This window comes from Geodermatophilus sp. SYSU D01105, assembly GCF_054050095.1.
Genome location: NZ_JBJGYR010000025.1, coordinates 50,640 through 70,660, shown reverse-complemented (window position 1 = coordinate 70,660; position 20,021 = coordinate 50,640). Strand labels below are relative to the sequence as shown.

Genomic DNA, 20,021 nt, shown 5'->3' with positions numbered 1-20,021 from the left:
CCCGCGATCACAGGCGCGCCTCGCTCACTCCCCGCGATCACAGGCGCGCCTCGCTCACTCCCCGCGATCACAGGCGCGCCTCGCTCACTCCCCGCGATCACAGGCGCGCCTCGCTCACTCCCCGCGATCACAGGCGCGCCTCGCTCACTCCCCGCGACGGCGCTCCTGCTCGGCGAGGAACCGCTCGAACTCCGCGCCGAGCTCGTCGCCGCTGGGTACCTCGCCGAGGTCGCTGAGCAGGTCCGAACCCTCCCGGGCGGCGGCGAACTGGTCGTACTGCTGCTCGAGTGCCGCGACGACGGCGACGTTCTCGGGAGAGTGGCCGATCTGCTCGTCCACCTCGGTGCGGTGGGCCTCGGCGGCCTCCCGCAGCGTCTCGGTCGGCAGGTGCAGCCCGGTGAGCCGGGTGAGGTGCTCCAGCAGGGTCAGCGAGGCGGCCGGGAAGGTGGCCTGGGCCAGGTAGTGCGGCACGTGGGCGGCCACGCCGAACGCGTCGACGCCGGCCTCGCCCAGGCGCAGCTCCAGCAGCGCCGCGACGCTGCCGGGGATGCGCAGTTCGCCCCAGTAGACGGGGTAGGACTCGATGAGCTGCCGCCGGGTGGCGTGCGCGGTGACGGTGACCGGGCGGGTGTGCGGGACGGGCATGGGGATGGCCTGCAGCGCGACCACCGACGTCACGCCGAGCCGCTCGACCAGCCAGCTCACCGCGGCCACGAACCGCTCCCAGGCGAAGTCGGGCTCGGCGCCGTGCAGCAGGAGGAACGGCTCGCCGGCGTCGTCCTCCACCGCGTACAGCACGATCTCCGGCGCGGTGAACGACTCGTACCGGTCGCCGTTGAACGTCATCCGGGGCCGGTGGGCGCGGTAGTCGACGAGGCTGTCGACGTCGAACCGGGCGATGACCTGGTGCGACAGGCCGGCCAGCAGGTGGGAGCCGGCGAGGGCACCGGCGTGCGCGGCGTCGAACTCACCGGCGAGGTCGTGGACGAGGACCAGGCCGCGGCGGTGCGCCGCCCCGGTCACCTCCGCCTCGCGCGCGAGGAACGGCTCGGCCTCGGGGAGCAGCTCGACGAGCTCCTCCGGACGGTGCGCCACGGGGATGCCTCCTCGTTCTCGGGGTCTGTCGGTGTCAGCCCGCCGCAGGCGGCGGGCATTCCCGGCTCACCCGTGCGGGGAGCTCAGCGGCCGTCGTCGTCCGTCGAGTCGGGTGGAGGGCGGTCGCCGGATGCCACGTCGACGCGCTCCCGCACCACCGTCGTCCCTGACGCGTCACTGGACAGCTGCGCCCGCGTGCCGTCGGCACCGACCTCGGGTGAGCGTCCGTCGAGCTCGTCGCGGACGTACCGGTAGACGACGGCGATGATCGCGGCCACGGGCACGCCGAGGAAGGTGCCGAGGATGCCGTACAGGCTGCCGCCGGCGGTGACCGCGAGGATCACCACGGCCGCGTGCAGGTTCAGCCCGCGCCCCTGGAGGATCGGCTGCAGCACGTTGCCCTCGAGCTGCTGCACGAGCAGGACGATGACCAGCACGATGAGCGCCGTCTGCCAGCCGTTGCTGACCAGGGCGATGAGCACGGCGAACGCGCCGGCCACGAACGCGCCGATGATCGGGATGAACGCGCCGAGGAAGGTCAGCACCGACAGGGGCAGCACGAGCGGCACGTCGAGGATCCACAGCCCGAGGCCGATGAAGAAGGCGTCGACGAACCCCACGAGGGCCTGCTGACGGATGAACTCCGACAGGGTGCTCCACGTCTTGTAGGACAGCGCGGCCACGTGCGGGGCGACCTTCGGGCCGGTCTGTGCGGCCAGCCACGGCAGCCAGCGCGGGCCGTCCTTGATGAAGAAGAACGCCAGGACGAGCGCGAGCACCAGGTTGAGCAGTCCGTTGCCGACCGCCGTGGCCCCGGTCAGGGCGTAGCCGGCGATGTTCTGCGCGTTGTTCTGGACGGTGTTGATGACCTGGTCGACGCCCTGGCCGATCTGGTCCTGGCCGAGGTTGAGCGGTGGTCCGGTCACCCACTCCTGCAGGTCCTGCAGTCCGGCGGTGGCCGCGTCGGCCAGCTCGCCGGACTGGTCGGCCACCTGCGGGATGATCCAGGCGAAGAGGCCGACGATCACCCCGAGGAACGCGAGCAGCACGACCAGGGCGGCCAGCGCCGGCGGGAAGTGCAGCCGGCGCAGCAGCCGGGCGGGTGGCCACAGCACCGTGGCGAACAGCAGGCCCAGGATCACCGGCAGCAGGACCGGCCACAGCTTGCCGAGCACCCAGCCGACGACCACGACGCCCGCGGCGATCAGCAGCAGCTGTGCCGAGGCCACGGCCAGCGCCCGGACCCCCTTCCGCAGGCGCGGGCCGCGCTCGGGGCTGGGAGCCGGGCTGGCGGCGACCCCGAGGGTCGGGCCGGGGGTGACGGCGGGGTCCACGCCACCCCCGTCGGGACGCTCGGCCGTCTCGTCGGCAGCTCCGGGCGCGGAGCCGGATCGGCCGGACGAGCGGAGCTGCAGACGCTTGACCACGGCACGTGGATGTCCGTTCTCGGCCGACCGGAAACGATCACCGGGCCCGCGTCGTAGCGTCGGTCCCATGCCGAAGACCGCGACAGCCGACCGGGTCGACCGGGCCGCGCTGGAGGAGTTCCTCCGTCCCCGCCACAAGGCCGTGCTGGTCACCCGCCGCAGCGGAGGTGGCGTGCAGCTCTCGCCGGTCACCTGCGGCCTGGACGGCGAGGGGCGCGTCGTCGTCTCCACCTACCCGCAGCGGGCGAAGGTGGCCAACGCCCGCCGCGACCCCGCCGTGTCGCTCTGCGTCCTCTCCGACGACTTCGACGGCCCCTGGGTGCAGATCGACGGCCGGGCCGAGGTGCTCGACCTGCCCGACGCCCTCGAGCCGCTGGTCGACTACTTCCGCTCCATCAGCGGCGAGCACCCCGACTGGGACGAGTACCGCGCCGCGATGACCCGGCAGGGCAAGTCGCTGCTGCGGATCACCGTCGAGCGGTGGGGGCCGGTCGCGACCGGCGGCTTCCCGCCCGAGGTGGCCGCGCGGATGTAGTGCTGGCCCGCGCGGGGGAAAGCTGACAGGCTTGCGCGGTGCCGTTCGTGCTGACCGCAGCCCGGCGGGACGGCGGCCGCGGCGACCCGGCCGCCGCCGTCTCGCGGCTCGCCACGACGGTCCCGGCGGTCCTGCCCGTCGAGCGGACGGGGGACCGGGAGCTCTCCGGTGTCCTGGCCGACCCCGTCGTCGTCGTCGACGTGGTCCTCGGCCTCGTCCGTGAGGGCGGGTGGGACGTCGGCGTGGGCGCCGGCCCGCACCCCGACGGGCTGCGCAGCAGCGGGCCGGCCGTCCTGGGTGCCCGCCGGGCGGTGGACGCGGCCCGGCAGCGCAGCACCCGGCTGGCCGTGCGTGGCGTGGTCCCGTCCGACGCCGGCGACGCCCAGGCGGTCCTGACCGCGCTCGCGGTCCTGGTGCAGCGGCGCAGCGCGCCGGCGTGGGAGGCGATCGAGCTGGTCGGGGCCGGCCGCACGCAGGCCCAGGCCGCCGCCTCCCTCGGGATCTCCCGCCAGGCGGTCGGGCAGCGGCTGGCCGCCGGGCTGTGGGAGCTGGAGCGGGAGCTGCGCCCGACCGCTGCCCGGCTGCTCGCCCGGGCCGCGGGCTGATCCGCCGTCGAGCGCGATGATCACCGACCGGTGAGAATGGGGCGCCACCGCCGTCCAGCGCTCCAGGGAGAACCGTGTCCGAGCCGTCCGCGCCCGCCGGGCTCCGCAACGCCGAGCTGCTCACCGTCTACACCAACGACCACCTGGCCGCCGCCACCGGGGGCATCGAGCTGGTCCGCCGCATGCTCGGGCAGCACCGGGGCACCGCGTACGAGGCCCGGCTGACCGAGCTGCTCGGCGAGCTGCAGGAGGAGCGGTCCGCTCTGCGCGGCACGATGCAGGCCCTCGGCATCCCGGTGCGCCAGTACAAGCAGGTGGCGACCTGGGTCGGGGAGAAGCTCACCCGCCTGAAGCTCAACGGCCACCTCCTCTCGCGCTCCCCGCTGTCGGACCTGGTCGAGTTCGAGTTCATCGCCACCGCCGTGCTGGCCAAGCGGGCCGGCTTCGAGACCCTGCGCGCGCTGGGGGAGACCGACGAGCGGGTCGACGCCGAGCTGTTCCACCGCCTGATCGAGCAGGCCGACAAGCAGCACCACTGGCTGGCCGACGTCCGGCGGGAGGTCGCCGCGAGCGTGTTCGGCGGGCGCCCGGGGGCCGCCGACGAGGCCGCCGACACCTGAGCGGGCGCCGCGCCGTCGGCGCAGGTAGGAACGGTGCATGTGCCACGACACCGACAGCCGCCCGCCGGCGCCGCCGAGGACCGGCGCCGTCGCCGAGCGCGGCACGCTGACGCTCACCGCCGCTGACGGCACCGAGTTCGCCGCGGCCCACGCCGCGCCGGCGGAGCCGGCCCGGGTGGGGGTCGTGGTCCTGCCCGACATCCGCGGCCTGCACCCCTACTACGTGGCCCTGACCGAGCGGTTCGCCGAGGCCGGCCTGCCTGCCGTCGCCGTCGACTACTTCGGCCGGACGGCGGAGCTGCCGCCGACCGGCACGCGCGAGCAGGACTTCGAGTGGCAGACCCACATCCCGCAGACCACGCCGGCGGGCGTGGACGCCGACGTGGCCGCGGCGATCGCCCACCTGCGGGAGCGCACCCGGCCCGACCTGCCGGTGGTGACCGTCGGGTTCTGCTTCGGCGGCAGCCACTCGTGGCGGCTCGCGGGCGGGGACCTGGACCTGGCGGCGTGCATCGGCTTCTACGGGCGGCCGGCCATGGTCGGCGAGGCCGTGGCGACGCGCCCGACGCTCATGGTCATCGCCGGCGCGGACGCCGCGACGCCGCTGGAGGACCAGCTCGCGCTGGCCGAGCAGCTGCGGGCCGGCGGCGCCGAGGTGGAGACCGCCGTCTACGACGGCGCCCCGCACTCGTTCTTCGACCGCGCGTACGGCGACTGGGCCGACGCCTGCGCCGACGTCTGGCGCCGGGTGCTCGCGCTCACCGACCGGGTCGCCACCGGCTGACGACGGCGGGCGCAGCGCCGCGAGCGCCTCGGGCGGGGAGCGGGCCCTCCCGGAGCAGGCGGCCCGGCGTCGGTCCGGTGCGCGGGGTACCTCCTAGGCTCGGCGCCGTGAGCGAACAGCACGGCGGGGGGATCGACCCCGGGGTCATCGAGCTGGCGGCCCGCGTCTTCGACCTCGCCCGCGGGGGTGCCACGGAGGAGCTGGTGGCCTACCTGGACGCCGGGGTGCCGGCCAACCTGACCAACGACAAGGGCGACACGCTGCTCATCCTGGCGGCCTACCACGGCCACCCGGAGACCGTGGCCGCGCTGCTGGCCGCCGGTGCCGACCCGTCGCGGGTCAACGACCGGGGTCAGACGGCGCTGGCCGCGGCGGTCTTCAAGCAGTCCGAGGCGACCGTGCGCCACCTCCTGGCCGCCGGCGCCGACCCGGACGGGGGCGGGCCGACCGCGCGGGAGACGGCCGCGTTCTTCGACCTCCCGGCGATGGCCGCGCTGCTGGACGGTGCGCGCTCCTGACCCGGCCGGCCAGGCATGTCAGTCTGGTCCGCGGGTACGGCGGCGGCCCGAGGGGGAGGGCGGAGTGCACATGCTCGACGTCGAGACGTCCGGCGGGCCGGTGCCCGGCCGCGCACGCTGAGCGGGCGGGACGAGGATGGTCGCGCACCAGGACCTGGCGGGGGCCGGGGCGGAGGTCCCGCCTCCCGGGAGCACCCGCGCCCTGACCCCGGCCGAGGCCGGCGGCGTCCAGGACGCCACGGTGGTCGCCGCCCGGGCCGCCGAGGCGGGGCACGGTGCGGCGCACCAGGTGCCCGACCCGATCCCCGACCCGTCGCCGGGGGGGCTGCCGCGCTGGCTGGTGCTGGTCGGCGGGGCCGCCGCGGCGACCATCGCCATCGCGGGCGTCCGGTCGATCGCCTGGCTGGTCGGCCCCGTGCTGCTGGCGCTGGTCGTCGTCATCGCGCTCATGCCGGTGCAGCGCTTCCTGCAACGGCACGGCTGGCCGCGCTGGGCCAGCGCCACGGTGCTGCTGGTGCTGGTCTGGACGATCCTGCTCGCCTTCGTCGCGCTGCTGATCGTCTCGATCGCCCAGTTCGCCGCCCTGCTGCCCGACTACGCCGGTGCCGCCGAGGCGCTGCTCGCCTCGGTGGTGGCCGACCTCAACGACCGGGGCATCGTCTCCGGCCAGCTCTCCGACCTCATCGCCCAGTTCGACTACAGCCAGCTGGTGGGGGTGGCCACCGGCGTGCTGACCCGGGCCACCGACGCCGCCTCCACCCTGGTCCTGCTGCTGGCCGCGCTCGTGTTCCTCGCGATCGAGTCGGGCGGGTTCGGTCGGCGGCTGGGGCTGGTCGCCGCCGAGCGCCCGCACCTGCCCATCGCGCTGGGCCTGTTCGCCCGCGGCACCCGCAGCTACCTGTGGGTCAGCACGGTGTTCGGGGCCATCGTCGCGATCGGCGACGCGATCGCGCTGGCCATCATCGGCATCCCGCTCCCGGTGATCTGGGGCCTGCTGTCGTTCATCACCAACTACGTGCCCAACATCGGCTTCGTCCTCGGGCTGGTGCCGCCGGCCATCCTCGGCCTGCTCTCGGGCGGGTGGACGGAGTTCTGGGTCGTCGTGGCCGTCTACGCACTGCTCAACTTCGTCGTCCAGACCCTCATCCAGCCCCGGTTCGTCGGTGACTCGGTGGGGTTGTCGATGACGGTCACCTTCGTCGCCCTGCTGTTCTGGGGGTGGGTGCTCGGCGCGCTGGGCGCGCTGCTGGCGATCCCGCTGACCCTGCTGGTCAAGGCGATGCTCGTGGACGTCGACCCGCGGGGGCACTGGCTGGACGCGCTGCTGCGGGAGGAGCCACGGGCGCCGCGGACCAGCCGTGCCCGGCAGCGGGCCCACGCCCGGCGGGCCGCGCTGGCCTCGGTCCGCGCCCTGCAGCCGCACCTGCCGGGACGGCGCTCGAGCGGCACGGCGGCCGCCGCGGCAGAGCCGCCGGAGACCGAGGACGCGGCCGCGGCACGCGACCGCTCGGAGGGCTGAACGCGCAGGTCAGCGCGGAATGTCACACCCCCGGAGGACGTTGTCTCCATGTCGGGCACACCGCTCGGCGAGACGTCTTCGGAGGAACAGATGAAGGGCGACCGCGTAGAGGTCGTGATCGACGCCGGCGGCACGACCCGCACCTACGACATCGAGGCCACCCGCGCCGGACGGCGGGTGGACGTGACCCACGGCCGGGGGCTGGTGGAGGTCACCGAGACCACCCGCGGCGGCACCCCCGTCCGCACCGCGCGGTTCATGGCCGGGCGGGTCCTGGCGCTGGTGGAGCACCCCGCTCCGCGGCGGGCGCTGGACGACGACGCCGCGGTGACCGAGCTGCGGAAGACCGCGTGAGGGCGCACCCCGTCCTCGCCCCCGCAGGCTCGGGACGGGGCTCGGGGGCCCCGTGCGAGCACCCGCGCCGAGGGGCGCGGCCTGAGTGAGGCCCCCGCCCCGGAGCTGGTCGTCATGGCCGGGCTCCAGGGCAGTGGCAAGTCCACCTGGGTCGGGGAGCACCTCGCCGCCACCCACACCGTGGTGAGCAAGGACCACTGGCCCAACGCCCGCCGCCGCGAGGCCCGGCAGCGGCGCGTGGTCGACGAGCTGCTCGCCGAGGGGCGCAGCGTCGTCGTCGACAACACCAACCCGACGGCCGAGGACCGGGCACCGCTGGTGGCCGCGGCCCGGTCGGCCGGCGTCCCGGTCCGCGCGGTGTGGGTGGACACGCCGGTCCCCACCTGCGTGGCCCGTAACGACGGCCGCGAGGGCCGGGCCCGGGTCCCCCTCGCCGGCCTGTACGGCACGGCCGCGCGGTTCGCCCCGCCGACGGTCGCGGAGGGTTTCGACCGGGTGGACGTCGTCCGCCAGGGCTGATCCCGGCACGCCGGGCGGGGGCCGGGTCCCCGGGTGCGGTAGGACTTGTCCACCCGAGTCCCCGACCCCCGGAGGTCCCCGTGCTGGCCAGCATCGGTTACGCCGTCGCCTACACCGCGCTCGGCATCGCGTTGCTGACCCTCGGCTTCGTCGTCCTCGACCTGCTCACGCCCGGCCGGCTGGGCCGGCACATCCACGAGGAGCGGTCGGTCAACGCCGGCATCGTGCTCTCCACGGGCTTCCTCGGCCAGGGCGCGGTCGTCTTCGCCGCCATCTGGACCAACGCCACCAGCGGCTTCGGGGAGGCGTTGCTCTACACCGTCGTCTTCGGGGTGCTGGGTGTCCTGCTGCAGGCGGTCGCCTTCCTCGTGCTGGACCTGATCACCCCGGGCAAGCTCGGCGCGCACGTCACCGAGGTGGCGTTCCACCCCGCCAGCCTGGTGCTCGGGGCGGTGCAGCTCTCCGTCGCCGCGATCGTCGTCGCGAGCATCTGGCCCTGACGCCCCGGCCCCTCCGGGGCCGCCGCGACCCGCCGGGGCCTACCGGTCGGTAGGTCCGCGGACGGGCCGCCGTACCGTGTCCCCGGGCAGCCGTACGGCGCCAGACATCGAAGGGGATCGGGATGAGCGAGACGAGCAGCACCGGGGCCCGCGTGGCCATCGTGACCGGGGCGGCGCGCGGCATCGGCGCGGCCACCGCCCTGCGCCTGGCTCGGGACGGGTTCGCGGTGGGCGTGCTCGACCTGGAGGAGGCCGCCGGCAAGGCCACCGTGCAGGCGATCGAGGCGGCCGGCGGCCGGGCACTGGCCGTGGGCGCCGACGTCAGCGACGCCGAGCAGGTGGAGGCCGCGGTCGCACGCGTCGCCGCCGAGCTGGGCGCGCCCACCGTGCTGGTGAACAACGCCGGCGTCACCCGCGACAACATGCTGTTCAAGATGACCGAGGTCGACTGGGACGTCGTGATGAACGTGCACCTGCGGGGCGCCTTCCTCATGACCCGCGCGGTGCAGAAGCACATGATCGAGGCCAGGTGGGGCCGGATCGTGAACCTGTCCAGCGTCTCCGCGCTGGGCAACCGCGGCCAGGCCAACTACTCGACGGCCAAGGCGGGGCTGCAGGGCTTCACCAAGACCCTCGCCATCGAGCTGGGCAAGTTCGGCGTCACCGCCAACGCGATCGCGCCCGGGTTCATCGAGACCGAGATGACCAAGGCGACCGCCGAGCGGATCGGCATCCCGTTCGAGGACTTCATCGCCGGGGCCGCCAAGGAGATCCCGGTGCAGCGCGTGGGTCAGCCCGAGGACATCGCCCACCTGGTGTCCTTCCTCGTCAGCGAGGGCGCGGGCTTCGTCTCCGGGCAGGTCGTCTACGCCGCGGGCGGCCCGAAGGCCTGACGCAGGACCCCGTCCACCCCACCCTCCGCAGACCCAGGGCGGGACCCGGGACGGGCCGTTCCAGCACCTCAGCAGGGCCCGGGCGGGATCTCCGGCCGGGCCCTGCTGCGTGTCCGGGCCCTCCCGGTGGGTAAGGGAGGACGGATGACCCCGCTGCGCCTCGTCCTGCTCGGCGACTCGCTCGCGTACGGCTCCGGTGCCACCCACGTCGAGGACACCCTCGGCCCCCGCCTGGCCACCGTCCTCGACCGCGCCGGCTACGACGTCGACCTGCACGTCCTGGCCATCCCGGGCGCGGTGTCGCGGGACCTCGCCGCGCAGGCCCGCCGCGCCGTCCCGCTCGCACCGGACCTCGCCGTCGTGGTGGTCGGCGCCAACGACCTCGCCCGGTTCGTGCCGCCCGCGCAGGCCGCCGCCGCCCTCGGCGCGGCGGTGGGTGACCTGCGCGCGAGCGGCAGTGACGTGCTCGTGGTCCCGGCGCCGGACATGTCGATGGTGCCGTTCGTGCCCCCGGCGTACCGCCCGCTGGTGCGCACCGCCTCCCAACAGCTGCAGCGCGAGCAGGCCGCCGCCGCCCGGGCCGCCGGCGCGATGGTCGCGGAGGTGTCCGCAGCCGTGGCCGCCGCGTTCTCCGCCGACGCCGGACTGTTCTCCGCCGACCGGTTCCACCCGTCCTCGGCCGGCTACGCGCACATCGCCGACGCGCTGACCCCGCACGTGGTCGCCGCGGCCGCCGCCCGCCGGGAGTCCGCCGCCTGAGTCGTCCGGCGCCTGCGTCCGGGTCGCTCCGGGGGCGGGTCCTCCCGATCGTGGCGGCCCGTCCTCAGCAGGTGTGGTGCACCGGCGCCAGGCCGTACACGGGCGTCGGGATGCCGACCTGCCGGGCCTTGAGCTGCAGCGCCAGGTACAGCGAGTAGTGCCGCGACTGGTGCAGGTTGCCGCCGTGGAACCACAGCGCCTCCTGCTGGGTGGGCTTCCACATGTTGCGCTGCTCGCCCTCCCACGGGCCGGGGCCCTTGGTGGTGTCCGACCCCAGGCCCCAGACCTTGCCCACCCGGTCGGCGACCTCCTGCGAGATGAGGTCGGCGGCCCAGCCGTTCATCGAGCCGTAGCCGGTGGCGTAGACGACCAGGTCGGCCGGCAGCTCGGTGCCGTCGGCCAGGACGACGGCGTCCTCGGTGAGGTGGCGTGTCACCGGTCCCAGCGGGAGCTGGTCGGCCGGGTTGAGCCTCCGGCACGCCGAGATCCTGCTGGCCCTGGCCGAGCACCGCGCCGGCCGGTCGGCCGCCGAGCTCGCCGGGGACCTCTTCGGCGACCCGGCCCGCACGGTGACCGTGCGCGCCGAGGTGTCGCGGCTGCGCCGCACGCTGGGCTCGGTGGTGCTGGCCCAGCCCTACCGCATCGGGGAGGACGTCCACCTCGAGGTCCGGACGCCGGTGCCGGCGGCCCGGCTGCTGCCGGCGTCGACCGCCCCGGTGGTGGAGCGGCTGCGCCGAGGGCGCTGACCCTCGACGGCTCAGCCGGTTCCGCGGGGAGCGCGCAGCGCACGCGGGTCGGCGAACCGGGTCAGCACGGGGCCGGCGACGGCGAGGACGAGCACGTAGCCGGTCGCCACCGGGCCGAGGTCGGTCACGCCCGCGGTCACCGCCAGGCCTGCGATGACGATGGAGAACTCGCCGCGCGCCACCAGGGCGGTCCCCGCACGGAGCCGGCCGGGCACCGCGACCCCGTCCCGGCGGGCGGCGAACCAGCCGGTGGCCACCTTCGTGCCGGTCGTGACGAGCGCCAGCAGCAGCACCGCGGGCAGCACCGGCAGGATCGCGGCCGGGTCCGTGGAGAGACCGAAGGCGACGAAGAAGGTGGCCGCGAACAGGTCCCGCAGCGGCCCGAGGATCGCCCGCGCCCGTTCAGCGAAGGAGGCCGGCAGGGCCAGGCCGACCAGGAACGCCCCGACCCCGGCCGAGGCGCCCAGGGACTGTGCGAGCCCGGCCACCAGCAGGGTCAGGCCGACCAGCCGCAGCAGCACCTGCTCGTCGTCCGCGGAGGCGAGCAGCCGGCCGAGCCGCTGGCCGTGCCGCTGGGCGGCGAGCAGCACGAGCACCACGGCGCCCACGGCGAGCCCGATGCCGGCGGCGGCCGACGCCGGGCCGCTGCCCGCGAGCGCGACCACCAGCAGCGGGAGGAACAGCGCCATCGCGAGGTCCTCGAGCACCAGCACCGACAGCACCGCGGGCGTCTCCCGGTTGGCCAGCCGCCCCAGGTCGCCCAGCAGCCGGGCGACGATCCCCGACGACGAGATCCAGGTGACACCGGCCAGCGCCAGCGCGCCCTGCCACGGCAACCCGAGCAGCAGCCCGGCGACGAACCCCGGTGGGGCGTTGAGCAGCAGGTCGACCAAGCCCGAGGGACCGTGCCGGCGCAGCGAGGCGAACAGCTCGTCGGCGGAGAACTCCAGCCCGAGCGCGAGCAGCAGCAGGACGACGCCGATCTCGGCGGCGGCCTCGAGGAACGGCTGGGCCGTGGCCAGCGGGACGACGCCGCCCTCCCCGAGGGCCAGCGCGGCCACCAGCACGAAGGGGATCGGGGAGAGCCCGAGCCGTCGCGCCAGCAGGCCCAGCAGCGAGAGGCCGAGGAAGAGCAGGCCGAGCTCGAGCAGGAGGGCGGCGACGTGCTCCACCAGCCGCGCCCTACGCCTGCTCGGCCAGGCGGCGCTCCAGCTGCTCGAGCCCGGACTCCGACCCGATGGCGACCAGGACGTCGCCGGCCCGCAGCACGTCGTCGGGGCCGGGGGAGGGGACGACGTCGCTGCCGCGCACGATCGCCACGATCGAGCAGCCGGTCAGCGTGCGGGCGCGCGTGTCGCCGAGCCGCCGCCCGGCGAACCGTGAGTTGGCGGGGATCGGGAACCGGCCGGACTCCAGGCCGGGCACCTCGCGGGAGAGGTCGGCGAACCGCTGGGTGAGCCGCGGCGCGCCCAGCACCTCGGCCACCGCGTCGACCTCCTCGGCGTCGAGGCGGACGACGCCGAGCGCCCGGTCGGGGTCGCGCCGGTCGTAGACCGCGGCCTCGGCGCCGCCGTCCCGCTGGACGACGATGGCCAGCACCTGGCCCGCCCGGGTCCGCAACTCGTAGCGGACGCCCACGCCCGGCAGCATCGTCTCCTCGAGCTCCACGGCCGCATCGTGGCAGACCGCGGCGGCGCTCACCGGACGCCGGAGGGCAGCCGGGCGGCCAGGAGTTCGGCCAGGTGCAGGGCGCGGCGGCCGGCGAGCTGGTCGAGCTGGGTGCGGCAGGAGAACCCGTCGGCCAGCACGACGGCGTCCGGACCGGCCTCCCGGACGGCGGGCAGCAGCTGGTGCTCGGCGATCGCGACCGACACCTCGTGGTGGCCCCGCTCGACGCCCCAGTTGCCGGCCAGCCCGCAGCAGCCGCCCACCCGACGCACGGTGGCGCCGGCCGCGCGCAGCAGCCGCTCGTCGGTCGCCCAGCCGAGCACCGCGTGGTGGTGGCAGTGCGGCTGGGCGACGACCTCGACCCCGGCCAGGGACGGCGGTGTCCAGCCCGGCGTCTCGCGCAGCAGCTCGGCCAGGGTGCGGGTGCCCGCCGCGACCCGCTCCGCGGCCGGCCCGCCGACCAGCTCGAGCGCCTCCCCGCGCAGGACCGCGGTGCAGGAGGGCTCGACCCCGACCACCGGCACCCCGGCGTCCACCAGGGGCGCGAGCAGCTCGACGGTGCGGCCCAGCGTGCGTCGCGCGGCGTCGAGCTGTCCGGTGGTGATCCAGGTGAGCCCGCAGCAGGTCTCGGCGGGCGGCACCTGCACCCGGTAGCCGGCGGCCTCGAGCACCGCGGCGGTGGCCTCGGCGACCTCGGGGGCGAAGTGGTCGGTGAACGAGTCCACCCACAGCGCGACCGGCGCGGCGTCCGGGTTCGCCGGGGGCCGCTGCGCCCAGCCCGCCCGGAAGGTGCGGGGGGCGAAGGCCGGGAGGCTGCGCCGCTGGTCGACCCCGGCACCCCACTTCGCCAGCCGGCCGCCGAGGCGGGAGGCCATCACGGCGTTGACCAGCCGGGGCGCGCGGGCGGCGAGGTCGGCCCACCGCGGCAGCCGGCCGAGGGTGTAGTGCGAGAGCGGACGCAGCCGCCGGCGGTAGGACTGGTGCAGCACCTCGGCCTTGTAGGAGGCCATGTCCACGCCGGTGGGGCAGTCCCGCGAGCAGCCCTTGCACGACAGGCACAGGTCCAGGGCGGCGTGCACCTCCGGCGAGCGCCAGTCGTGCACCGGGCCGCCGGGGGCGAGCATCTCCTGCAGCACCCGGGCCCGGCCGCGGGTGGTGTCCTTCTCCTCCCGGGTGGCCGGCCACGACGGGCACATCACCCCGCCGGTGGCCTGCAGGTCGGCGCGGCACTTCCCGACGCCGGTGCACCGGTGCACCGCGGCGGAGAAGTCCCCGCCGTCGTGCCGGTAGGCCAGCGCCAGGCGCTCGGTCCGGCGCGGCGCGGCGGCCACCCGGATGTCGTCCTCCACCCGCGCCGGCCGCACCAGGACGCCGGGGTTGAGAACGTCCCCGGGGTCGAACAGGCCCTTGACCCGCTCGAACAGCGCGAGCACCTCGGGGGAGTACATGGTCGCCAGCAGCTCGCTGCGGGCCCGGCCGTCGCCGTGCTCGCCGGACACCGACCCGCCGAAGCGGGCCACCAGGCGGGCGGCGTCCTGCACGAAGGAGCGGTAGGCCGCCCGGCCGCGGTCCTCGCCGTGCCCCAGCGGGAAGTCGATGCGCACGTGCACGCAGCCGTCGCCGAAGTGGCCGTAGGGCACGCCCTGCAGGCCGTGCTCGTCCAGCAGTGCCTCGAAGCCGCGCAGGTAGGCGCCCAGCTGCTCCACCGGCACCGCGGCGTCCTCCCAGCCGGCGTGTGCCGGGCGGCCGTCGGAGGTGCGAGCGGCCAGGCCCGCGCCGTCCTCGCGGATCCGCCAGATGGCGGCGGCCTCGGCCGGGTCGGTGACCACCAGGGAGTCCAGCCCTCCGGCGTCGCCGAGCACGCCCCTCGCCTTGGCCTCGATCTCGGCGACCGAGTCCCCGGTCAGCTCGACGATCAGCCAGCCGTCGCCGCGGGGCAGGTCCGGCACGACGGCGGCGGGGACGTCGCGCAGCCGCTGGACGATGCGCTGGTCCAGCCCCTCGCACGCGGTCGGCTCGTGCCGCAGCAGCGCCGGGGTGGCGTCGGCGGCGTCGGCCATGGACGGGTAGCCCAGCACGACCAGCCCCCGGTACGGGGCGTCGGTCACCAGCCGCACGGTCGCGCCGAGCACCAGGGCGAGGGTGCCCTCGCTGCCGACCAGCGCGCGGGCGACGTCGAAACCGCGCTCTGGGAGCAGGTGCTCCAGCGAGTAGCCCGACACCTGCCGGCCGAAGCGGCCCAGCTCGGTGCGGATGGGTGCGAGGTGCCCGTCGACCAGCGCCCGGAGCTCGCCGAGCACCCCGCCGGCCGGGGCGCCGTCCGGGCCGAGGGTCAGCCGCTCGCCGGCGCCGGTGACGACGTCGAGGCCGACCACGTTGTCCGACGTCCGGCCGTAGCCCAGGGCGCGGGAGCCGCAGGCGTTGTTGCCGATCATCCCGCCGATCGTGCAGCGGTTGTGCGTGCTCGGGTCGGGGCCGAAGCGCAGGCCGTGCGGCCGCGCCGCCGCCTGCAGCGCCGCCTGCACGACGCCGGGGTCGACGGTCGCCGTCCGGGCCTCCGGGTCGATGGCACGCACCCGGGCGAGGTACCGGCTGGTGTCGACCACGACGCCGGGGCCCACGGCGTTGCCGGCGATCGAGGTGCCCGCGCCGCGGGCGGTCAGCGGGACGCCCAGCTCCCGGCAGACGGCGAGGGTCGCCTCAATCTCGTCGGGGTGCCGGGGCCGCACCACTGCCCGCGGCAACACCCGGTACAGCGAGCCGTCGGAGGAGTAGAGGGCCCGGGCCAGCCCGGAGTCGTCGACGTCACCGATCCCGGCTCCGCGCAGCGCGGCGAGCAGGTCGGTGGCAGGGGGTGCGGCGGACCGGGTCACGCCCTCCAGTCTCGGCCCGGACCTCGGCGCGCGGCGAGCGGGGTCACTCCGCGAGCCCGGGCGGGTCCTCGGCCAGGTGGGTGCGCGCCCACAGCGCCGCCGACGTCCGGTCCCGCACGCCGATGCGCTGGAACACGCTGGTCAGGTGCGCCTTCACGGTGCCCTCCCGGATGCCGAGGGCGCGGGCGATCTGCTTGTTCGCCATCCCGCGGCCGACCAGGGCGAGGACCTCCTGCTCCCGCTCGGTCAGGTCGGCGACCCGGGCCGGGCCCCGCCGGGCGTGCAGCAGCGTCCGCGCCACCCGAGGGTCGAGCGGGGAGTGCCCGCGAGCGGAGGAGCGGATGGCGGTCAGCAGGTCGGCCGGTTCGGTGTCCTTGAGCACGTACCCGCCGGCGCCGGCGTCGAGCGCCTCCACCACCCGCTGCTGGTCGGAGAACGAGGTGAGCACGAGCACCTCGACGGCGGGGTGGTCCTCGACGATCCGGCGGGTCGCGGTGACGCCGTCCATCACCGGCATGGACAGGTCCATGAGGACGACGTGCGGGGCGAGCCGGGCGACCGCGGCGACCGCCTCGGCACCGTCGGCGGCCGTGCCGACGACCCGCATGTCGTCGGCGGCGGCGATCAGGCCGGCCAGGCCCGAGCGCATGAGCGCGTGGTCGTCCACCACGAGGACGTCGATCACGGTCGCGGGACCTCCAGTCGCAGGCTCGTGCCCGCGCCGGGCGCGGTGCGCAGGGACAGGGTCGCCCCCTCGGCGGCGGCCAGGTCGGCGAGCAGGCGCAGGCCCAGGTGGCCGCCGCGCCCGTCCAGCGCCGGGCCGACGTCGAAGCCGACCCCGTCGTCGGTGATCTGCAGGACCACGGCGCCGGGGAGTTGCTCGACGGTGACGTCCACCCTGCGGGCGCCCGAGTGCTTCACCACGTTGCGCAGCGCCTCCTGGACGGTGCGCAGGACCAGGGCGGCGGTCCCCGGCGGCGGGGCGAGCCCGCCGGCGACGGACAGCCGGACGTCGATCCCGCGGGGCCGCAGCCGGTCGGCGCAGTCGGCCAGGGCCATCTCCAGCCCCGCCTGGTCCAGCGTCGGCGGGTAGATCTCCACCAGCAGCGACCGCAGCGACGCGACCGAGTCCCGCAGCGCCCCGGCGGCCTGCCCGAGCCCGTCGGCGACCTCCGGCGCAGGAGCGCTCGCCGGGGACTGCCGGAGCTGGTCGGCGGCGCGGGCCACGAGCAGGGCGGTCGCCGACACGTCCTGCACCAGGCCGTCGTGCAGGCTCCCGGCGATCCGGCGCCGCTCCTCGGTGGAGGCGTCCAGCGCCCGCGCCTGCAGCAGCTCGCGCTCGTGCTGGCTGGCCCGCAGCTGGGTGACCATCCGGCGGGCCAGCGGCAGCTGCACGGCCACCATGGTGAGCAGCACCGCCACGGAGATCGGCGCGAACTCCCACCAGATCTCCTGCTGGCGCGCGGTGGCCTGGCCGTAGTCGGAGTAGGTCTCCAGCAGCAGCGGCCGGCCGTCGGGCCCCTCGATCTCCCGGTAGACCTCCAGCAGGCGCCCCTCCGCGGCCTCGAACCGGTTCTCCGGGCGGCTCAGGTCGCTGACCTCGGCGCGGGTGACGCCGTCCTGCAGGGCCTGCCGGTCGTCGTCGCCCAAGGGGAAGGAGCGGCCGATGAGCCGCGGCTCGTCCGAGTAGGCGATCCGTCCCTCGGGGGTCCAGATCTTGATCCGCAGGATGCCGACCTTCGGCAGGCGGTCGCGCATGCGGTCGTCGAACGCGGCGATCGACGCCGGGTCCCCGGCGAGCAGCCGCTGGTCGAGCGTGGGTTGCACCAGGACCTCGGCCAGCAGGTCGGTCATGCGCCGCGCGTCGGCGAGGGCCTCGTGCTCGGCGGCCCGGGCGCTGGCCCAGACACCGACGCCCAGCAGCAGCAGGATGGCGACGACGTTGGCCACGACGAAACGGGTCACCACCCGGCCCACCGACGGCGAGCGCGGTCGCTGCCGCGCCGCCGGGCTCTCGACCAGGGGCACCCAGCCGGCGTCGGGGCCGGGCGGGGTCAGGGACGGCGGGGCCACGGTCGTCCGCGAGCGCGTGGCCATGGCCCACCCACCCCCCGCGCGCGCCGTTGCGCATCCCGTGCCGGCCCCGGACCGTCCGGCGCCGCCCTGCTGGGGAGTTGTGTCACCGGGTGGGTCGATCGCGCAAGGGGACGGGCGTCCTACGACCTCATCCGGTGACCCCGCTCCAGCCGCAGCAGCGGCTGGAGCGGGGATCGGGCCACCAGCCGCGGGTCACCACAGCGAGAGCGAGCGCGAGAAGATCCCCGCGACGTCGTCCTCGGTGACCTCCTTGGGGGCGGTGGCCAGCAGCCGCTGCTGCTTCATCGTGCCGTCGACCAGGTCGGGGATGTCGCCCTCGTCGTAGCCGACCGCGCCGATGCCGCCGGGGATGTCGATGTCGCGCATGAGCGCGCTGAGCACCGTGGGCAGGAACTGCGTGGGGTCGTCGGTCTGCTCGGCGCGGGGGTCCAGCAGCCGCGCGGCGCGCAGGTGCCGCTCCGGGTCGGCGTCGAAGGTGAACCGGAACGCCTCGGGAGCGGTCAGGGCCACCGACATGCCGTGCGGGATCATCGGCTCGTCGGCGGGGTAGTCCTTGGGGTGGAAGTCCTTGACCCGCCCGGCGATCGGGTAGGCGTTGGCGTGCGGGATGTGCACGCCGGCGTTGCCGAAGCCCAGCCCGGCGAAGGTCGCGGCCATGGCCATCTCCCCGCGGGCGGCCTCGTCCTCCCCGTCGCGCACGGCCCGGCGGAAGGACCCGGCCAGCAGCGACAGCGCCTTCTCCGACCACATGTCGGCGATCGGGTTGGCGCCGTTGTACGGGACCCGCTGCTCGGGGCGCTTGTGCTCGTAGCTCGTGTAGGGGCGGGCGGTGTAGCTCTCCAGCGCGTGACACAGGATGTCCATCCCCGCCGCCGCGGTGACGCCGGCCGGCTGCGTGCGGGTCAGTGACGGGTCGACGACGGCGAGCGTCGGCCGCAGGCGAGCGTGGCTGATCCCCGTCTTGACCTTGAGCGAGAGGACGTCGAGCACGCAGATCGTGGTGCTCTCCGCGCCCGTGCCGGTGGTCGTCGGGACGGCGACCAGCGGGTTGAGCGGGTTCACCGGGGCCTTGCCCTCGCCGACCGGCTTGTTGACGTAGTCCATGAGCTCACCGGGGTTGGTGGTGAGCAGGTTGATCGCCTTGGCGGTGTCGATGCTGGTGCCACCGCCCACGGCCACGATCGCGTCCCAGGGGCCGTGCTCGCGCGCCCAGTCGACGGCGTACCCGAGGCTCTCGTCGGTCGGCTCGACGTGGGCTCCGTCGAAGACCACCGCCTCGATGCCGAACGGCGTCATCTGGTCGGCGACCCGCTGCGGGTGCCCGGTCGCGGCCACGCCGGGGTCGGTGACCACGAGGACCCGCTTGGCGCCGGTCTGGCTGAGGTCGTAGCCGATCTCGTCGGAGGCGCCGGGGCCGAACTTCAGCTGCGGCGCGCCGTAGGTGAAGACGCTCTCGGGGTTCGCGGGGGAGTAGGTGGGCGACGGCATGGCCCCTCCTCGGTCGGCGCTGACGGTCGGGTGCGGTACGCCCCTGCGAGTCTGCTGCCGCAGCCGGGACGGGGCCAGCCCGCAGCGCCTCCGCCGCTAGACCACCGACCTGGGACACCCGGCGGCGACACGCGGGAGGCCCCGGGTGAGACATCTCCCAGTGTCACGAAACGGTCACGCCGGGACACTGGACCGCGTGCTGGACTACCTCGTCGTCGGCGGACTGCTGGCCGTCATCGCCTTCTGCCTGTTCATCCTGACCCGCATCCAGCCGGAGCAGCCGGCGCAGCAACGCCGGTCGGTGGGCGACGGGGGGACCACCCTGATGCCCGCGCAGGTCGCGCCCTCCCCGGCCCTCGCCCCGCGGCCCCAGCCGGCCGCGGCCCGGCCGCCCGTGCCGCGGTCGGTCCGGCGCGGCTCGGTCCAGCGCGCCTCCGCCGAGCGCTGAGCGGAGCGGGGAGCGCCGGCCTCCTGCGTTCCCGCGCCCCGCTCGGGGAGGGTCACTCGGTCGGCGGCTCGTCCTGGCCCGACTCCTCGGCCGCGTCGGCCTCCTCCTTGGTCTTGTGCACCGCACCGTCGGCGTGCTCCGGCGGGCCGTACACCGTGTAGAGGACCAGGGGGTTGGGCCCGGTGTTGACGAAGTTGTGCTTCGTGCCGGCCGGGACGACGACCAGGTCGCCCTGGGCCACCTTCTTCTTGTTGCCCGAGATCTGCGCCTCACCGGTGCCGCTGACGAAGGTGAGGATCTGGTCGATGTCCTCGTGCACCTCCTCGCCGATCTCCCCGCCCGGCGGGATGGTCATGATCACCAGCTGGGTGTTCTTGCCGGTCCAGAGGACGCGGCGGAAGTCGGCGTACTTCTCGGCCTCGGTCGCGATCGTGTAGTGGATGACGGACGCCATTCCAGGGCGCTCCTCTCGTCGGGCGGGCAGGGCAGCTGCGGCCGGGCGCACCGGGCCCCGGCGGCTGCGCTGCTCCTGCCCGCCGACGTGCGCGGTTAGTCCTGGATCGGGGAGGAGTT

At 75.5% G+C, this 20,021-nt stretch carries 23 protein-coding genes; 13 read left to right on the top strand and 10 right to left on the bottom strand.

Features of this window, described 5'->3' with window-relative positions; translation table 11 throughout:
* Positions 1 to 144: 144 nt before the first annotated feature.
* A complete protein-coding gene (locus tag ACI79I_RS20760; protein ID WP_456994210.1) occupies positions 145 to 1,095 on the bottom strand; it encodes a proteasome assembly chaperone family protein in 951 nt (316 codons plus the stop codon).
* Between the two features lie 83 nt (positions 1,096 to 1,178).
* Positions 1,179 to 2,429, bottom strand: coding sequence for an AI-2E family transporter (locus tag ACI79I_RS20755; protein WP_456994209.1), 1,251 nt, complete (start codon positions 2,427 to 2,429; stop codon positions 1,179 to 1,181).
* A 160-nt stretch (positions 2,430 to 2,589) separates the two neighbouring features.
* On the opposite strand from ACI79I_RS20755, the gene ACI79I_RS20750 reads away from it, so the two are divergent.
* From ACI79I_RS20750 to ACI79I_RS20700, 11 genes are all read left to right on the top strand, one after another.
* On the top strand, positions 2,590 to 3,057 hold the full coding sequence (locus ACI79I_RS20750; protein WP_456994208.1) for a PPOX class F420-dependent oxidoreductase: 468 nt from the start codon (positions 2,590 to 2,592) through the stop codon (positions 3,055 to 3,057).
* A gap of 38 nt (positions 3,058 to 3,095) precedes the next feature.
* Positions 3,096 to 3,662 carry a hypothetical protein gene (locus ACI79I_RS20745; RefSeq protein WP_456994207.1) on the top strand — a complete coding sequence of 189 codons (567 nt, stop codon included), beginning with the start codon at positions 3,096 to 3,098 and terminating at the stop codon, positions 3,660 to 3,662.
* A gap of 74 nt (positions 3,663 to 3,736) precedes the next feature.
* A complete protein-coding gene (locus tag ACI79I_RS20740; RefSeq protein ID WP_456994206.1) occupies positions 3,737 to 4,282 on the top strand; it encodes a hypothetical protein in 546 nt (181 codons plus the stop codon).
* 37 nt (positions 4,283 to 4,319) lie between these two features.
* Complete coding sequence (locus ACI79I_RS20735) at positions 4,320 to 5,066, top strand: dienelactone hydrolase family protein (protein ID WP_456994205.1); 747 nt, start codon at positions 4,320 to 4,322, stop codon at positions 5,064 to 5,066.
* A 107-nt stretch (positions 5,067 to 5,173) separates the two neighbouring features.
* Positions 5,174 to 5,584, top strand: a complete 411-nt coding sequence (locus ACI79I_RS20730; RefSeq protein WP_456994204.1) for an ankyrin repeat domain-containing protein — start codon at positions 5,174 to 5,176, stop codon at positions 5,582 to 5,584.
* A 136-nt stretch (positions 5,585 to 5,720) separates the two neighbouring features.
* Entirely contained in the window at positions 5,721 to 7,103 is a 1,383-nt protein-coding gene (locus tag ACI79I_RS20725) for an AI-2E family transporter (RefSeq protein ID WP_456994203.1), read from the top strand.
* Positions 7,104 to 7,151: 48 nt separating this feature from the next.
* A complete protein-coding gene (locus ACI79I_RS20720; protein WP_456994202.1) occupies positions 7,152 to 7,457 on the top strand; it encodes a hypothetical protein in 306 nt (101 codons plus the stop codon).
* A 114-nt stretch (positions 7,458 to 7,571) separates the two neighbouring features.
* Positions 7,572 to 7,976, top strand: coding sequence for an AAA family ATPase (locus ACI79I_RS20715; protein ID WP_456994201.1), 405 nt, complete (start codon positions 7,572 to 7,574; stop codon positions 7,974 to 7,976).
* Positions 7,977 to 8,056: 80 nt separating this feature from the next.
* Complete coding sequence (locus ACI79I_RS20710; protein ID WP_456946611.1) at positions 8,057 to 8,476, top strand: DUF350 domain-containing protein; 420 nt, start codon at positions 8,057 to 8,059, stop codon at positions 8,474 to 8,476.
* Between the two features lie 122 nt (positions 8,477 to 8,598).
* The gene (fabG, locus tag ACI79I_RS20705; protein ID WP_456994200.1) at positions 8,599 to 9,369 is read left to right on the top strand and encodes a 3-oxoacyl-ACP reductase FabG; all 771 of its coding nucleotides are present in this window, start codon (positions 8,599 to 8,601) and stop codon (positions 9,367 to 9,369) included.
* Positions 9,370 to 9,513: 144 nt separating this feature from the next.
* Positions 9,514 to 10,128, top strand: a complete 615-nt coding sequence (locus ACI79I_RS20700; protein WP_456994199.1) for a GDSL-type esterase/lipase family protein — start codon at positions 9,514 to 9,516, stop codon at positions 10,126 to 10,128.
* A 64-nt stretch (positions 10,129 to 10,192) separates the two neighbouring features.
* Here the strand turns inward: ACI79I_RS20700 and ACI79I_RS20695 are convergent, their stop codons facing one another.
* Positions 10,193 to 10,564 (bottom strand): hypothetical protein, encoded by a 372-nt coding sequence (locus ACI79I_RS20695; RefSeq protein WP_456994198.1) that lies wholly within the window; start codon positions 10,562 to 10,564, stop codon positions 10,193 to 10,195.
* Positions 10,565 to 10,592: 28 nt separating this feature from the next.
* Here ACI79I_RS20695 and ACI79I_RS20690 point away from each other — a divergent pair, with 28 nt between their 5' ends.
* Positions 10,593 to 10,874, top strand: a complete 282-nt coding sequence (locus ACI79I_RS20690; protein WP_456994197.1) for a hypothetical protein — start codon at positions 10,593 to 10,595, stop codon at positions 10,872 to 10,874.
* Between the two features lie 11 nt (positions 10,875 to 10,885).
* Here the strand turns inward: ACI79I_RS20690 and ACI79I_RS20685 are convergent, their stop codons facing one another.
* The 6 genes from ACI79I_RS20685 to ACI79I_RS20660 form a co-directional block, all read right to left on the bottom strand.
* Positions 10,886 to 12,046: a cation:proton antiporter gene (locus tag ACI79I_RS20685; protein WP_456994196.1), complete on the bottom strand. Its 1,161-nt coding sequence runs from the start codon at positions 12,044 to 12,046 to the stop codon at positions 10,886 to 10,888.
* A gap of 10 nt (positions 12,047 to 12,056) precedes the next feature.
* Complete coding sequence (locus ACI79I_RS20680) at positions 12,057 to 12,542, bottom strand: cation:proton antiporter regulatory subunit (protein WP_456994195.1); 486 nt, start codon at positions 12,540 to 12,542, stop codon at positions 12,057 to 12,059.
* Positions 12,543 to 12,571: 29 nt separating this feature from the next.
* The gene (locus ACI79I_RS20675; protein WP_456994194.1) at positions 12,572 to 15,415 is read right to left on the bottom strand and encodes an FAD-binding and (Fe-S)-binding domain-containing protein; all 2,844 of its coding nucleotides are present in this window, start codon (positions 15,413 to 15,415) and stop codon (positions 12,572 to 12,574) included.
* A 43-nt stretch (positions 15,416 to 15,458) separates the two neighbouring features.
* Complete coding sequence (locus tag ACI79I_RS20670) at positions 15,459 to 16,100, bottom strand: response regulator (RefSeq protein ID WP_456994193.1); 642 nt, start codon at positions 16,098 to 16,100, stop codon at positions 15,459 to 15,461.
* Positions 16,097 to 17,512 (bottom strand): sensor histidine kinase, encoded by a 1,416-nt coding sequence (locus tag ACI79I_RS20665; protein ID WP_456994192.1) that lies wholly within the window; start codon positions 17,510 to 17,512, stop codon positions 16,097 to 16,099. Before ACI79I_RS20665 ends, ACI79I_RS20670 begins: the two co-directional genes overlap by 4 nt.
* A gap of 192 nt (positions 17,513 to 17,704) precedes the next feature.
* A complete protein-coding gene (locus ACI79I_RS20660; RefSeq protein WP_456994191.1) occupies positions 17,705 to 19,000 on the bottom strand; it encodes a hydroxyacid-oxoacid transhydrogenase in 1,296 nt (431 codons plus the stop codon).
* A gap of 196 nt (positions 19,001 to 19,196) precedes the next feature.
* Here ACI79I_RS20660 and ACI79I_RS20655 point away from each other — a divergent pair, with 196 nt between their 5' ends.
* The gene (locus ACI79I_RS20655) at positions 19,197 to 19,448 is read left to right on the top strand and encodes a hypothetical protein (protein ID WP_456994190.1); all 252 of its coding nucleotides are present in this window, start codon (positions 19,197 to 19,199) and stop codon (positions 19,446 to 19,448) included.
* Positions 19,449 to 19,500: 52 nt separating this feature from the next.
* On the opposite strand, the gene ACI79I_RS20650 is transcribed toward ACI79I_RS20655, so the two are convergent.
* Positions 19,501 to 19,902 (bottom strand): cupin domain-containing protein, encoded by a 402-nt coding sequence (locus ACI79I_RS20650; protein ID WP_456946621.1) that lies wholly within the window; start codon positions 19,900 to 19,902, stop codon positions 19,501 to 19,503.
* Positions 19,903 to 20,021 lie beyond the last annotated feature (119 nt).

Coding starts and splice junctions, on each gene's coding strand:
- ACI79I_RS20750 (WP_456994208.1), top strand. CDS start 2,590: ATGCCGAAGACCGCGACAGCCGACCGGGTCGACCGGGCCGCGCTGGAG.
- ACI79I_RS20735 (WP_456994205.1), top strand. CDS start 4,320: ATGTGCCACGACACCGACAGCCGCCCGCCGGCGCCGCCGAGGACCGGC.
- ACI79I_RS20725 (WP_456994203.1), top strand. CDS start 5,721: ATGGTCGCGCACCAGGACCTGGCGGGGGCCGGGGCGGAGGTCCCGCCT.
- ACI79I_RS20720 (WP_456994202.1), top strand. CDS start 7,152: ATGTCGGGCACACCGCTCGGCGAGACGTCTTCGGAGGAACAGATGAAG.
- ACI79I_RS20715 (WP_456994201.1), top strand. CDS start 7,572: ATGGCCGGGCTCCAGGGCAGTGGCAAGTCCACCTGGGTCGGGGAGCAC.
- fabG (WP_456994200.1), top strand. CDS start 8,599: ATGAGCGAGACGAGCAGCACCGGGGCCCGCGTGGCCATCGTGACCGGG.
- ACI79I_RS20700 (WP_456994199.1), top strand. CDS start 9,514: ATGACCCCGCTGCGCCTCGTCCTGCTCGGCGACTCGCTCGCGTACGGC.
- ACI79I_RS20665 (WP_456994192.1), bottom strand. CDS start 17,512: ATGGCCACGCGCTCGCGGACGACCGTGGCCCCGCCGTCCCTGACCCCG.
- ACI79I_RS20660 (WP_456994191.1), bottom strand. CDS start 19,000: ATGCCGTCGCCCACCTACTCCCCCGCGAACCCCGAGAGCGTCTTCACC.
- ACI79I_RS20650 (WP_456946621.1), bottom strand. CDS start 19,902: ATGGCGTCCGTCATCCACTACACGATCGCGACCGAGGCCGAGAAGTAC.